This is a genomic window from Kitasatospora sp. NPDC101183, assembly GCF_044767945.1.
Classification (GTDB): domain Bacteria; phylum Actinomycetota; class Actinomycetes; order Streptomycetales; family Streptomycetaceae; genus Kitasatospora.
Window position 1 is genome coordinate 98551 of sequence record NZ_JBIWOW010000016.1, and the last position, 15328, is coordinate 113878.

At 75.9% G+C, this 15328-nt stretch carries 1 protein-coding gene; it reads left to right on the forward strand.

The genetic code is table 11. The features are described from left to right. The first annotated feature begins 63 nt into the window (after positions 1 to 63). On the forward strand, positions 64 to 15309 hold the full coding sequence (locus ACIRRS_RS23325) for an amino acid adenylation domain-containing protein (RefSeq protein ID WP_402973838.1): 15246 nt from the start codon (positions 64 to 66) through the stop codon (positions 15307 to 15309). Positions 15310 to 15328: the final 19 nt, after the last annotated feature.

Sequence of the window (15328 nt, forward strand, 5' to 3'; positions counted from 1 at the left end):
ACCACCGGCGCCACCGCTCACCGACGCGACACCGAGCACGATGCCACCTCCCGAGGGGAAGACATGACTGGGCAGCACACGGCCGGGCGCGGGATCGCCCCGGACGACTGGAACGACACCGCGCACGAGCTGCCCGACACCCCGGCGACCCTGACCGGGCTGCTCGCCGACCAGGCGGCCCGTACGCCGGAGCGCACCGCGCTGGTCTTCGAGGACACCGAGCTCACCTACGCCGAACTCCACGCCAGGGCCGAGCGCCTCGCCGCCCGCCTGCGGCTGCACGGGGCCGGCCCGGACCGGCTGGTCGCGCTCACCGTGCCGCGCTCGGTGGAGCTGGTGGTCGCCCTGCTGGCGGTGCTCAGGACCGGCGCCGCCTACCTGCCGGTCGACCCGGACTACCCGGCCGACCGGATCGCGTACCTGCTCGACGACGCCGCGCCGGTGCTGCTGCTCAGCCACAGCACCGTGGGCCACCCGGCGGGGGAGGACGTTCCGACCCTCGTCCTGGACGAGCTCCCGGAGACCGACGACGCCCCCGGCGGGACGCACGACGCCCCGAGCCCGGCCGACGCCGCGTACGTCATCTACACCTCGGGCTCCACCGGCCGCCCCAAGGGCGTCGTCGTCCCGCACGAGGGCATCGTCAACCGGCTCCTGTGGATGCAGGCCGCGTACGGCCTGACCGAGGACGACCGGGTGCTCCAGAAGACCCCGTCCGGCTTCGACGTGTCGGTCTGGGAGTTCTTCTGGCCGCTGATCACCGGCGCCGTCCTGGTCGTCGCCCGCCCGGACGGGCACCGCGACCCGGCGTACCTGGCCGAGCTGATCCGCGAACAGCGGATCACCACCGCGCACTTCGTCCCGTCGATGCTCCAGGCCTTCGTCGACGAGACCGCCGCCGCCGGCTGCACCGGGCTGCGCCGCGTGATCGCCAGCGGCGAGGCGCTGCCGGTCGAACTCGTCGCCCGCTTCCGGGCGTTGCTGCCCGGAGTGCCGCTGCACAACCTGTACGGGCCGACCGAGGCCTCCGTGGACGTGACCTTCTGGGAGTGCGTCCCCGAGCCGGGCGAGACCTCCGTCCCCATCGGCCGCCCGGTCTGGAACACCCGGGTGCACGTGCTCGACGCCGAGCTGAGGCCGGCCGCGATCGGCGAAACGGGCGAACTCTACCTCTCCGGCGTGCAGTTGGCCCGCGGCTACCTCCGCCGCCCGGGGCTGACCGCCGAGCGCTTCACCGCCGACCCGTACGGTCCGCCCGGCAGCCGGATGTACCGCACCGGCGACCTCGCCCGCCGGCGCGAGGACGGCGCGGTGATGTACGCGGGCCGCGCCGACCACCAGGTGAAGATCCGCGGCCTGCGGATCGAACTGGGGGAGATCGAGGCGGTGTTGGACGCCTGCGAGGGCGTCGGCGCCGGCGCCGTACTGGCCCGGGAGGACAGGCCCGGCAGCAAGCGGCTGGTGGCCTACCTGGTGCCGCAGCCCGGCGGCGCCGTCGACGTCGACGCGGTGCGCGAGGCCGTCGGGGCCGCGCTGCCCGAGTACATGGTGCCCGGCGCGTTCGTGCTGCTCGATGCCTTCCCGCTGACCCCGAACGGCAAGCTGGACCGCAAGGCCCTGCCGGCCCCCGCCGCCGCGCCCGAGGCCGGGCGGACCGCCCCGCGCACGCCCGTCGAGCGAACCCTGCACGACCTGGCCGCCGAACTGCTCGGCCTGCCGGAGCTCTCGGTCGAGGAGAACTTCTTCGACCTCGGCGGCGACTCGATCCGCGCCATCCAACTGGTCAGCCGGGCCCGCCGGGCCGGGTTCGCGCTCACCCAGCACGACGTGTTCACCCACCGCACCGTCGCGGCCCTCGCCGCGGCCGCCGGCGAGCCGGCCGCGGGGGCCGAGGGGGCCGCCCCGGCGCTGCCCGCCCTGCCCGAGCCGCCCGCGGCCGAGCTGGCCCGGCTGCGCGACGTCCGGCCGGACGCCGTCGAGTTCTGGCCGCTCGCCCCCCTCCAGCAGGGCCTGTTGTTCCACTCCGAGTACGCCAAGGGCGCCCTGGACGTCTACGCCGTCCAGCTGGTGTTCGACCTGGACGCCGAGCCCGAGGCGCTGCGGACGGCGGTCGGCCGGCTGCTGGAGCGCCACCCCAACCTCCGGGCCGGCTTCGCCCACGACGACCTGGAGGCGCCCGTCCAGTTCGTCCCGGCCGAGGCCCTGCCGGAGTTCACCCTGGTCGAGTACGTCGGCCCGAACGCGCGGCGCAAGGCCGAGGAGCTGTTCGACGTCGAGCGCCGCCGCGGATTCGACCTCTCCACGCCCCCGCTGCTGCGGATCGCCGTCGCCGACCTCGGCCCGCACGGACGCCGCGCCGCCCTGACCTTCCACCACATCCTGGTCGACGGCTGGTCGCTGCCGGTGCTGCTGGACGAGCTGACCGCGCTGCTCGCCGGCGCCGAGCCCGGCCCCGTCACCCCCTACCGCGACTACCTGGCCCTGCTCTCCGGCCGCGACCAGGAGGCCTCCCGCCAGGCCTGGCGCACCCTGCTCGACGGCCTGGAGGAGCCCGTCCTGCTCGCCCCGGGCGCGGCCGGAGCCCCCGTCGCCGACGGCTTGCCCCGCGACCACTGGGTGGAGCTGTCCGCCGGGCTCACCGAGCGGCTCGACGGCGTGCTGCGCGCCCGCGGCCTGACCCTCAACACCGCCGTCCAGGGCGCCTGGGCGCTGCTGCTGGCCCGGCTCACCGGCCGCGAGGACGTCGTGTTCGGCGCCACCGTCTCCGGCCGCGCGCCCGAACTGCCCGGCATCGAGGGCATGGTGGGCCTGTTCATCAACACCGTGCCGGTCCGCGCCCGCATCGCACCCGGCCAGACCCTGGCCGAACTGCTCGCCGGGCTCCAGGAGCAGCAGGCCGCGATGGCCGCGCACCAGTACACGGGGCTGGCCGAGATCCAGCAACTGATCGGCCACGGTGAGCTGTTCGACACCCTGACGGTCTTCGAGAGCTTCCCCGGCGACCGCACCGGCGCCGCCGTGGACAGCCGCTACGCCGTGCACTACCCCCTGGCCCTGCTCGCCCACCCCGGCGAGCGTCTGCGGCTGCGGCTGAGCCACCGGACCGACAGCTTCAGCCCCGCCGAGGCCGCGATGCTCGGCGAAAGGCTGGTCCGGCTTCTGACGGCACTGGCCGACGACCCGGAGCAGCCCGCCGCCGACATCTCCGTCCTCTCCAAGGCCGAGCGCCACCGGGTGCTGGAGACCTGGAACGACACCGACGAGCCGGCGGTCCACCGCACGCTGCCCGCGCTGTTCCGCGCCCAGGCCGACGAGACGCCCGGACACCTCGCCGTCCTGGCGGGCGAGCAGCGGCTCACCTACGCCGAACTCGACGCCCGGGCCAACCGGCTCGCCCACGAGCTGATCGCGCGCGGCGTCGGCCCCGAGCAGTTCGTGGCCCTCGCCCTGCCCCGGGACGAGCGGGCCGTGGTCGCCCTGCTGGCCGTCCTCAAGGCCGGCGCCGCCTACCTGCCCGTCGACCCCACGTACCCGGCCGAGCGCATCGACTACCTGCTCCGCGACGCCGGGCCCGCCCTCGTGCTGACCGTCGGGGGAGTCGACCTGCCCGACACCGGGCTGCCCGCGCTCCTCCTCGACGAGCCCGGCCTCGCCGCCGACCGCCCCGACACCGACCCGCAGGTGCCGCTGCGGCCCGAGCACCCGGCGTACGCCATCTACACCTCGGGCTCCACCGGCCGCCCCAAGGGCGTCGTCGTCCAGCACGCCTCGGTCGCCAACCTGGCGGCCTGGGCACGCGAGGAGTTCGGGCCGGAGCGCCTCGCGCACGTGCTGCTCACCACCTCGCTCAACTTCGACGTCTCCGTGTTCGAGCTCTTCGGGCCGCTGCTCTCGGGCGGCACCGTCGAGGTGCTGACCGACCTGCTCGCGCTCGCCGACCGCGGCGGCCGGCCCGCCACCCTGATCAGCGGCGTGCCCTCCGCGCTCGCCCAACTCGTCGCCCAGGGGGACCTGGACGCGAGCGCCGGCACCGTCGTCCTGGCCGGCGAGGCCCTGCCCGCCCAGGCCGCCACCGACATCGCGGGCGCCCTCGGTGCCGACCGGCTGGCCAACATCTACGGCCCCACCGAGGCCACCGTCTACGCCACCGCCTGGTACGGCACCGGCACGGTCGCCACCGCCCCGCCGATCGGCCGCCCGCTGCGCCGCACCCGGGTCTACGTGCTGGACTCCGGGCTCCGCCCGGTGCCGCCCGGTGTCGCGGGCGAGCTGTACATCGCCGGAGACGGCGTGGCCCGCGGCTACCTGGGCCGCCCCGGCCTGACCGCCGAGCGCTTCGTCGCCGACCCGCACGGCGCCCCGGGCACCCGGATGTACCGCACCGGCGACCTCGCCCGCTGGACGGCCGACGGCCAGGTCGAGTACCTCGGACGGCTCGACCACCAGGTGAAGATCCGCGGCTTCCGGATCGAACTCGGCGAGATCGAGGCCGAGTTGGCCGGTGTCGACGGCGTCGCCCAGGCCGTCGCCACGGTCCGCGAGGACCGCCCCGGCGACCGCCGCCTCGTCGGCTACGTGACCGGCACGGCCGCGCCCGAGGAGGTGCGCCAGGCCCTGGCGCAGCGGCTCCCGGCCCACCTGGTGCCGTCCGCCGTCGTGGTCCTGGAGGCGTTCCCGCTCAACCCGAACGGCAAGCTGGACCGCAAGGCGCTGCCGGCGCCCGCCGCCGAGCCGGGCGCCGGCGCCGGCCGGGCCGCCCGGGGCCTGCGCGAGGAGCTGCTCTGCGGCCTGTTCGCCGAGGTGCTCGGCGTCGAACGGGTCGGCATGCGGGACGACTTCTTCGCCCTCGGCGGTCACTCCCTGCTGGCCACCCGCCTCGTCAGCCGCATCCGCACCGCCTTCGGCGCCGAACTCGGCGTCCGCGCGCTGTTCGACGCGCCCACCCCCGAGGCGCTCGCGCCGCACCTGGACGGCGCCGCCACCGCCCGCGCCGCGCTCGGCCGCCGCACCCGGCCCGCGCACCCGCCGCTCTCCTACGGCCAGCAGCGGCTCTGGTTCCTCAGCCGGATGGACGAGAACCCGGCGGCCGGCCACATCCCGATCGCCCTGCGCCTCGGCGGCCCGCTCGACCGGGAGGCGCTCACCGCCGCCCTGGGCGACGTCACCGCCCGGCACGAGGCGCTGCGCACCCTCTTCCCGGCCAGGGACGGCGAGCCCTACCAGCTGGTGCTGCCCGAGGCCGCCCCCGCCCTGCCCGTCACACCGGTCACGGCGGAGGGCCTCGCCGCCGCCCTGACCGCCTCGGCGGCCCGCCCGTTCGACCTCGCCGCCCACCCCCCGCTGCGCGCCGAGCTGTTCGCGCTCGGCGACGAGGACCACGTCCTGCTGCTCACCCTGCACCACATCGCCGCCGACGGCTGGTCCATCGCGCCGCTGCGCCAGGACCTGGCCCGGGCCTACGCCGCGCGGACCGTCGGCGACGCCCCGCAGTGGGACGAACTGCCCGCCCAGTACGTCGACTTCGCGCTCTGGCAGCGCGAGGCGCTCGGCTCCGAGGAGGAGGCCGGCAGCCCGTACGCCCGCCAGCTCGACCACTGGCGCCAGGCGCTGGCCGGGCTGCCGGACCAGCTCGAACTGCCCACCGACCGGCCCCGCCCGGCCCGGACGAGCTACCGCGGCGGCAGCGTCCCCTTCGAGCTGGACGCCGACCTGCACCGGGGCCTGCTGTCCCTCGCCCGCTCCGAGCAGGCCACCCTGTTCATGGTGCTGCAGGCCGCCCTCGCGACCCTGCTCGGCAAGCTCGGCGCCGGCGAGGACATCCCGATCGGCAGCCCCGTCGCCGGCCGCACGGACGAGGCCCTGGACGGCCTGGTCGGCCTCTTCATCAACAACCTGGTGCTGCGCACCGACACCTCGGGCGACCCGGCCTTCACCGAACTGCTGCGCCGCGTCCGCGACACCGACCTGGCCGCCTACGGCAACCAGGACGTCCCGTTCGAGCGCCTGGTGGAGGCGCTGAACCCGACCCGCTCGCTCTCCCGGCACGCCCTGTTCCAGGTCTTCCTGGCCCTGCAGAACACCCCCGCCGCCGACCACGGCCTGACCGGCCTCACCACCGAACCGGTGGAAGTCGCCCTCGACGCCGCCAAGTTCGACCTCTCGCTGTACTGCGAGGAGCGGCCCGGCGGCGGCATCACCGTCCTCGCCGAGTACAGCGAGGACCTCTACGACCCGTCGAGCGTCGAGCTGCTCCTCACCAGGCTGCGGCGGCTGCTGGAGGCCGTCGTCGCCGCCCCCGGCCTGCGCCTCGGCGAGATCGACGTCCTCGGCGAGGACGAGCGCGAGCAGCTGCTCCACGGCTGGAACGACACCGCCCGCCCCCTGCCCGGGCAGAGCCTGACCGAGGCGTTCGAGGCCGTCGCCCGGGCCACCCCGGACGCCCTCGCCGTCGTCGCCGGGGCCGAGCGGCTCACGTACCGGGAGCTCGACGAGCGCGCCAACCGGCTCGCCCACCTCCTCATCGCCGAGGGCGTGCGGCCCGAGCAGTTCGTCGCCCTGGCCCTGCCGCGCACGGCCGGCCTGGTGACCGCCCTGCTCGCCGTCCTCAAGACCGGCGCCGGGTACCTCCCGCTGGACGTGGACTACCCGGCCGAGCGGATCGCCTACATGCTCGGGGACGCGGCGCCCGCCCTGGTCCTCACCACCTCCGACGCTTCCGACGCCACCGACGCCACCGCCGTGCCCCGGCTGCTCCTCGACCGCGAGGAGCGCCTCGCCGACCAGCCCGCCACCTCCCCGGGCGTCACCGTCGACCCGGCCACCCCGGCGTACGTGATCTACACCTCCGGGTCCACCGGCCGCCCCAAGGGCGTCGTCGTGCCCCGCTCCGCCCTCGGCAACTTCCTCGCCGCGATGGCCGAGCAGTTCCCGATGACGGCCGAGGACCGGCTGCTCGGCGTCACCACCATCGCCTTCGACATCGCCGCCCTGGAGATGTACCTGCCGCTGCTGGCCGGCGCGGGCCTGGTGGTCGCCCCCAAGGAGACCGTCCAGGACCCGGCCGCGCTCGCCGCGCTGATCGAGGCCGAGAAGGTCCGCGTCGTCCAGGCCACGCCCTCCCTCTGGCAGGCCCTGATCGCCACCCACCCGCAGGCGCTCGCCGGGGTGCGCGTCCTCGTCGGCGGCGAGGCCCTGCCGCCCGCCCTGGCCGCCCGGCTGCGCGAACTGTCCGACGGCGTCAGCAACATGTACGGCCCCACCGAGACCACCATCTGGTCCACCACGGCGGCCCTGGACGGGCGCCCCGGCGCCCCCGTCATCGGCCGGCCCGTCCACAACACGCAGATCCGCCTCCTCGACGGCACCCTCGCCCTCACCGCCCCCGGCGTTCCCGGCGAGCTGTACATCGCGGGCGACGGCCTGGCCCGCGGCTACCTCGGCCGCCCCGGGCTCACCGCCGAGCGCTTCACCGCCGACCCGTACGGCCCGCCCGGCAGCCGGATGTACCGCACCGGCGACCTCGCCCGCTGGACGGCCGACGGACACCTCGACTACCTCGGCCGGGTCGACCAGCAGGTCAAGCTGCGCGGCTTCCGGATCGAGCTCGGCGAGATCGAGTCCGTCCTCGCCGCCCACCCGGGCGTGGCGCAGGCCGCCGTCCTGGTCCGCGAGGACCGGCCCGGCGACAAGCGCCTCGTCGGCTACGTGGTCCCCGCCCCCGGCGCCGTCCTCGACCAGGCCGACCTGCGCCGCCACGCCGCGACCGAGCTGCCCGACTACATGGTGCCCGGCGCCGTCCTGCCGCTGGAGCGGCTGCCGCTCACGCCCAACGGCAAGCTCGACCGCAAGGCCCTGCCCGCCCCCGCCCCCGAGGAGGAGCAGGGCGCCCGGGCCGGCCGCGCCGCGCGCACCGTCCAGGAGGAGCTGCTCGCCGGCCTGTTCGCCGAGGTGCTCGGCCTGCCCTCGGTGCCCGTGGAGGAGAGCTTCTTCGCCCTCGGCGGCCACTCCCTGCTCGCCATCCGGCTGATCAGCCGGATCCGGGCCCTGTTCGACGCCGAGGTGAAGATCCGCCACCTGTTCGAGGAGCCGACCGTCGCCGGCCTCGCCGAACGCCTCGCCGGCGCCGCCGGAGCCCGCCCCGCCCTGCGCCGCCGCGAGCGGCCCGAGCGGCTGCCGCTCTCCCACCAGCAGGGCCGCCTCTGGTTCCTCAACCGCTTCGAGGGCGGCTCCCCGCTCTACAACATCCCGATCGCGCTGCACCTCGACGGGCCGCTCGACCGGGCCGCGCTCGAAGCCGCGCTCGCCGACCTGACCGGGCGCCACCAGGCCCTGCGCACGCTCTTCCCCGACGCCGAGGGCGAGCCCTACCAGCGCGTCCTCGACCCGGCGGAGGCCGCGCCCCCGCTGCACGAGCGGGCCTCGACCCGCGAGGGCCTCGCGCAGGACCTCCACGAGGCCGCCACCGGCGGCTTCGACCTCGCCACCGAGATCCCGCTGCGCGCCCACCTGCACACCCTCGGCGAGCGGGAGCACGTCCTGCTGCTGGTCCTGCACCACATCGCCGCCGACGGCCCGTCCACCACCCCGCTCACCCGCGACCTCTCCCGCGCCTACGCCGCCCGGACGACGGGCTCCGCCCCGACCTGGGACGAACTGCCCGTCCAGTACGGCGACTACACGCTCTGGCAGCGCGAGGTCCTCGGCTCCGAGGAGGACGGGCAGAGCCCCTTCTCCCAGCAGCTCGCCTTCTGGCGCACCGCCCTGGAGGGCCTGCCCGACCAGCTCGACCTGCCCACCGCCCGGCCGCGCCCGGCCGTCGCCGGCTACCGGGGCGGCACCGTCCCGCTGCGCATCGACGCCGGGCTCCACCGCCGGATCCAGGAGGTGGCCCGCGAGAACGGCGCCACCGTGTTCATGCTGCTCCAGACCGCGCTGGCCACCCTGCTCACCCGGCTCGGCGCCGGCGAGGACATCCCCATCGGCAGCCCGATCGCGGGCCGCACCGACGACGAACTCGACGAGCTGGTCGGCTTCTTCGTCAACACCCTGGTGCTGCGCACCGACACCTCCGGGGACCCGGCCTTCACCGAGCTGCTGGACCGCGTCCGCACCCACGACCTCGCCGCGTACGCCCACCCGGACCTGCCGTTCGAGCGGCTGGTCGAGCTGGTCAACCCGACCCGCTCGCTCGCCCGGCACCCGCTGTTCCAGGTGATGCTCGCCTTCCAGGAGAGCCTCACCGCCGAACTCGACCTGCCGGGGCTGACCGGCCGCGCCGAGATCGTCCCGCTCGGGCAGGCCAAGTTCGACCTCGCCCTCGACCTGGTCGAGCGGCGCGGCCCGGACGGCCTGCCGGCCGGGATCGAGGGTGTCGTCGAGTACAGCGCCGACCTGTTCGACCCCGGCACCGTCGAGCGGTTCGCCGAGCGGCTGCTGCGCCTGCTGGAGAGCGCCGTCGCCGAACCCGGCCGCCGCATCGGCGAGTTGGAGATCCTCGGCGACGAGGAGCGGCACCTGCTGCTGCACGGCTGGAACGACACCGCCCGCGCCGTCCCGGCCGCGACCCTGCCGGAGCTGTTCGAGGCCCAGGCGGCCCTCACCCCCGAGGCCGACGCCGTGGTCCTCGGCGACACCGTGGTCTCGTACCGCGAGCTCAACGAGCGGGCCAACCGCCTCGCCCACCGGCTGATCGGCCTCGGCGTCGGCCCCGAGCAGTTCGTCGCGCTCGCCGTGCCCCGCTCGGTCGAGATGGTCGTCGGGCTGCTCGGCGCGGCCAAGGCCGGCGCCGCCTACCTGCCGATCGACCCCGGCTACCCGGCCGACCGCGTCGCGTACATGCTGGCCGACGGCGACCCGGCGCTGGTGCTCACCACCGCGGCCGTCGCCGACCGGCTGCCCGCCGTGGACCGCCCGGTGATCGTCCTCGACGAACTCGACGAACCGGACGAGGACGCCTCGTACGCGGCCACCGACCCGACCGACGCCGACCGCACCGCGCCGCTCACCCTCGACCGGCCCGGCTACGTCATCTACACCTCCGGCTCCACCGGCCGCCCCAAGGGCGTGGTGGTCACCCACCGCGGCATCGCCTCCGTGGCCGGCACCCACGTCGACCGCCTCGGGCTCGGCCCCGGCAGCCGCTTCCTGCTGGTCGTCTCGATCAGCTTCGACGTGTCGATGGCCGACATCGTCATGACGCTCTCCTCCGGCGCCGCACTGGTGGTGCCCGGACCGGACCAGCAGGCCGCCGGCCAGGAGCTGTACGACCTGATCAGCCGCCACGGCGTCACCCACACCGACCTCGTCGCCCCGATGCTGGCCTCGCTGCCCGACGGCGACCTGCCCACCCTGCGCGGCTTCGTGGTCGGCGGGGAGGCCCTGCCCGCCGACATGGTCGAGCGCTGGTCCCCGGGCCGCACCGTGATGCAGGTGTACGGCCCCACCGAGACCACCGTCGTCGCCACCATGAGCGACCCGCTCAGCCCCGCCCCGCAGGCCCCGCCCATCGGCCGCCCGATCTGGAACACCCGCACCCACGTCCTGGACGCCGGGCTGCGGCCCGTCCCGGCCGGAGTGCCGGGCGAGCTGTACATCGCCGGCTCCGGCCTGGCGCGCGGCTACTGGCAGCGGCCGGGCATGACCGCCGAGCGCTTCGTCGCCGACCCGCACGGCGCCCCCGGCAGCCGGATGTACCGCACCGGCGACCTGGTGCGCCGACGCCCGGACGGCAACCTGGAGTTCCTCGGCCGGGTCGACCACCAGGTCAAGGTCCGCGGCTTCCGGATCGAGCTCGGCGAGATCGAGACGGCGCTGGCCCGCCACCCCGAGGTCGCGGCGGCCGCCGTGGCGGTCAGCGAGGGCGCCGGCGGCGTCAAGCGGCTCGTCGGCTACGCCGTCCCCGCCCCCGGCGCCGCCCTCGACCCGGCCGAGGTGCGCGCCTTCCTCGGCGGCGCCCTGCCCGACTACATGGTGCCGACCGTCGTCGTGGTCCTGGACGCGCTGCCGCTGACGCCCAGCGGCAAGACCGACCGCAAGGCGCTGCCCGAACCGGACTTCGGCGCCGCCGTGTCGGGCCGGGAGCCGCGCACCCCCCGGGAGGAGGCGCTCTGCACCCTGTTCGCCGACCTGCTCGGCCTGCCCGCGGTCGGCATCGACGACAGCTTCTTCGACCTCGGCGGCCACTCCCTGCTCGCCACCCGGCTGGCCGGGCGCATCCGCACCGTCCTGGGCGTGGAGGTCGGCATCCGCACGCTCTTCGCGGCGCCGACCGTCGCCCGCCTCGCCGAGGAGCTCGGCAGCGCCGAGGCGGCCCGCCCCGCGCTGACGGCCGGGCCGCGCCCGGAGGTCGTCCCGCTCTCCTTCGCCCAGCGCCGGCTCTGGTTCCTCAACCGGCTGGACGGGCCGAACGCCACCTACAACATCCCGCTCTCCTACCGGCTGCGCGGCCCGCTGGACCGCGAGGCCCTGCGCGCCGCCCTGGCGGACCTGACGGAGCGCCACGAGAGCCTGCGCACCGTCCTGCCCGACCACGAGGGCACCGCCCGCCAGCACCTGCTGGCACCCGCCGACGCCGTCCCCGTGCTGGAGGTCGTCCGCACGGACGAGGACGGGCTCCCCGGCGCGGCCCGGACCGCCGCCGCGCACGCCTTCGACCTGGCCGCCGAGATCCCGCTGCGGGCCACCCTGTTCGCCCTCGGCGACGAGGACCACGTCCTGCTGCTGACCCTGCACCACATCGCCACCGACGGCTGGTCGATGGCCCCGCTGACCAGGGACCTCGCCACCGCCTACGCCGCGCGCACCGCCGGCCGGGCCCCCGGGTTCGCGCCCCTGCCCGTCCAGTACGCCGACTACACCCTCTGGCAGCAGCGGGTGCTCGGCGCCGCCGACCGGCCCGGCAGCGTCCTCGCCGGCCAACTCGACCACTGGCGCCGGGCCTTGGACGGCCTGCCGGAGGAGCTCGCCCTGCCCGCCGACCGGCCCCGCCCGCCCGTGGCCGGCCACCGCGGCGAGGGCCTGGACTTCCGCGTCGACGCCCAGCTGCACGACGCCCTCGCCCGCCTGGCCAGGCAGCAGCGGGCGAGCCTCCTCATGGTCCTCCAGGCGGGCCTCGCCACCCTCTTCGGCGCCCTCGGCGCCGGGACGGACATCCCGTTCGGCACACCGATCGCCGGTCGCACCGACGAGGCGCTGGACGACCTGGTCGGCTTCTTCCTCAACACGCTCGTCCTGCGGACCGACACCTCGGGCGACCCGACCTTCCGCGAGCTGGTCGACCGGGTCAAGGAGGCCGACCTGGCCGCCTACTCCCACCAGGACCTGCCCTTCGAGCACCTCGTCGAGGCCCTCAACCCCGTCCGCTCCCCGGCCCGGCACCCGCTGTTCCAGGTCCTGCTGACGGTGCACGACAACGCCGAGCCGTCCTTCGACCTGCCCGGCCTGCGCACCGAGCTGTACGACACCGCGCAGGGCGGCGCCAAGTTCGACCTCGCCGCGCACTTCAGCGAGCGCTTCCACCCGGACGGCACCGCCGCCGGCCTGGACGGCACCCTCCAGTTCGACGTCGACCTCTACGACCGCGCCACCGTCCGGGGGCTGGTCGACCGGCTGATCCGGCTGCTGACCCAGGCGGTCGCCGCGCCCGACCGGCCCATCGGCGGGATCGACGTGCTCGAACCCGTCGAGCACGAGCAGCTGCTCCACGACTGGAGCGGCGGCGAGCGGCCGGTGCCCGTCGTGCCCGTCCCCCAACTGTTCGAGGCCCAGGCCGCCCGGACGCCCGACAGCCCCGCCCTTCGGGTCGCCGGGCGGACCCTCACCTACGCCGAGCTCAACGCCCGCGCCAACCGCCTCGCCCGCCTGCTGGTCGAGCGCGGCGCCGGCCCGGAGCGGCTGGTCGCCCTGGCCCTGCCGCGCTCGGCGGAGCTGGTGGTCGCGCTGCTCGCCGTCCTCAAGTCCGGCGCCGCCTACCTGCCCGTCGACCCCTCGCACCCCGAGGACCGCATCGCCTCCACCCTGGAGGACGCCGCACCGACCCTGCTGCTCACCACCCTCGAGGTGGGGGCCGGCCTGCCGGAGGTCGACGGCCCCGAGGTCTGGGAGCTGGACCGCCCCGAGGTGACCGGCCTGCTGTCCGGCCAGCGCGACACCGACCTGACCGACGCCGAGCGCCTCGCCCGGCTGACGGCCCGCCACCCCGCGTACGTCATCTACACCTCGGGCTCCACCGGCCGCCCCAAGGGCGTGCTGGTCGAGCACCGCTCGGTGGCGGACTACCTCGGCTGGACGGCTGCCGACTACCCGAGCGCCCGCGGCGCGGCCCTGGTGCACTCGCCGGTCTCCTTCGACCTGACGGTCACCGCGCTGTGGACCCCGCTGGTGGTCGGCGGATGCGTGCACCTGGCCGCCCTGGAGGACGACCCGCTGACCTCGGCCGCCCTCGCCGAGCAGCCGGTGACCTTCCTCAAGGCGACCCCGAGCCACCTGCCGCTCCTCGCGACCCTGCCCGACGCGTTCTCGCCCTCCGGCGAACTCCTGCTCGGCGGCGAGGCGTTGACGGGCGCGGTGGTCGCCGACTGGCGGCGCCGGCACCCGGACGCCACCGTGGTCAACGTGTACGGGCCGACGGAGGCGACGGTCAACTGCACCGAGTACCGGATCGCCCCCGGCCAACCGCTGGCCGAGGGGGCGGTGCCGATCGGCCGCCCGTTCCCCAACACCCGGGCGTACGTGCTCGATCCGCAGCTGCGCCTCGTCGCCCCCGGCGTCCGCGGCGAGCTGTACATCGCCGGCGCGAGCCTGGCCCGCGGCTACCTCGGCCGCCCCGGGCTCACCGCCGAACGCTTCACGGCGGACCCGTACGGCCCGCCCGGCAGCCGGATGTACCGCACCGGCGACCTCGCCCGCTGGACGGCGGACGGCCAGCTGGTCTACCTCGGCCGCGCCGACGACCAGGTCAAGCTGCGCGGCTTCCGGATCGAGCCCGGCGAGATCGCGGCCGCGCTGACCGCCCGCCCCGACGTCGCCTCCGCCGCCGTGGTGGTCCGCGAGGACGTGCCCGGCGACCAGCGCCTCGTCGCCTACGTCGTCCCGGCGGCCGGCCCGCTGGACGGCCCCGCCGTCCGGTCCGCGCTCGGCCGCACGCTGCCCGCCTACATGGTGCCCTCCGCCCTGGTCGAGCTGGAGCGGCTGCCGCTCACGCCCAACGGCAAGCTGGACCGCCGCGCCCTGCCCGTCCCGGACGCGACCCCGGCACTGCCCGGGCGCGCGCCGGGCACGGCCCTGGAGAAGGAGCTCTGCGCCGCCTTCGCGGAGGTGCTCGACCTCCCCTCGGTCGGGGTCGACGACGGCTTCTTCGACCTCGGCGGCCACTCCCTGCTCGCCGCCCGGCTGATCGCCAGGCTGCGCGAGAGCACCGGGGCCGACCTGGGCATCCGCGCCCTGTTCGAGGCGCCCACCGTCGCCCGGCTCGCCGAGCGGGTGAGCGCCGCCGAGGAGGGGACGCTCACGCGCTCGGACGACTTCGCCACGCTGCTGCCGCTGCGCGCGGAGGGCGACCTGCCGCCGCTGTTCGCCGTCCACCCGGCGGCCGGCATCGCCTGGGTGTACTCCGGCCTGCTGCGCGAACTGGAGCCCCGGCGCCCGCTGTTCGGCCTCCAGGCCCGCTCGCTGACCGATCCGGACGGCGCGCCGGAGACGCTCGCCGAGATGGCCGAGCAGTACCTCGCGCTGATCCGGGAGGTCCAACCCGAGGGCCCGTACCACCTGGTGGGATGGTCCTTCGGCGGCACGGTCGCGCACGAGATCGCCGTCCGGCTGCGCGAGTCGGGCGAGCGGGTCGCCCTGCTGGCCCTCCTCGACAGCTACCCGATGCCGCGCTCCCACAGGGAGATGACGGAGAGTCAGCAGGCGCTGGCAGATCTTCTTGACTCGCTAGGCCACCCGGTGCAGACTGGCGCCGTTGAGGCGCTCACGCCAGTGCGGGCGCTGGAACTGCTCAGGGCGCGGCAGAGCCCGCTCGCCGAGCTGACGCCGGATCAACTCAGGGGCCTGGCCCACGGGTTCGTACGGAACCTGAGCCTGGCGAGCCGGTTCACGCCCCGCAGGTTCGACGGCGACCTGCTGTTCTTCACCGCCACGGCGGACAAGACGGCCGAGGACCCGACCGCCCAGGACTGGGCGGCGCACATCACCGGGACGGTCCACGACCACCCGGTGGACTGCGAGCACGGCGCGATGACCCGCCCGCAGCCGATCGGCCGGATCGGCGCGGTCCTCGCCGCCGAACTGCGCCGCACCGCGAACGGCTGACCCCCGAACCCCGCCGGGC

Bases quoted from the DNA above. Each gene is read 5' to 3' on its own strand.
- ACIRRS_RS23325 (WP_402973838.1), top strand. From the start codon at position 64: ATGACTGGGCAGCACACGGCCGGGCGCGGGATCGCCCCGGACGACTGG.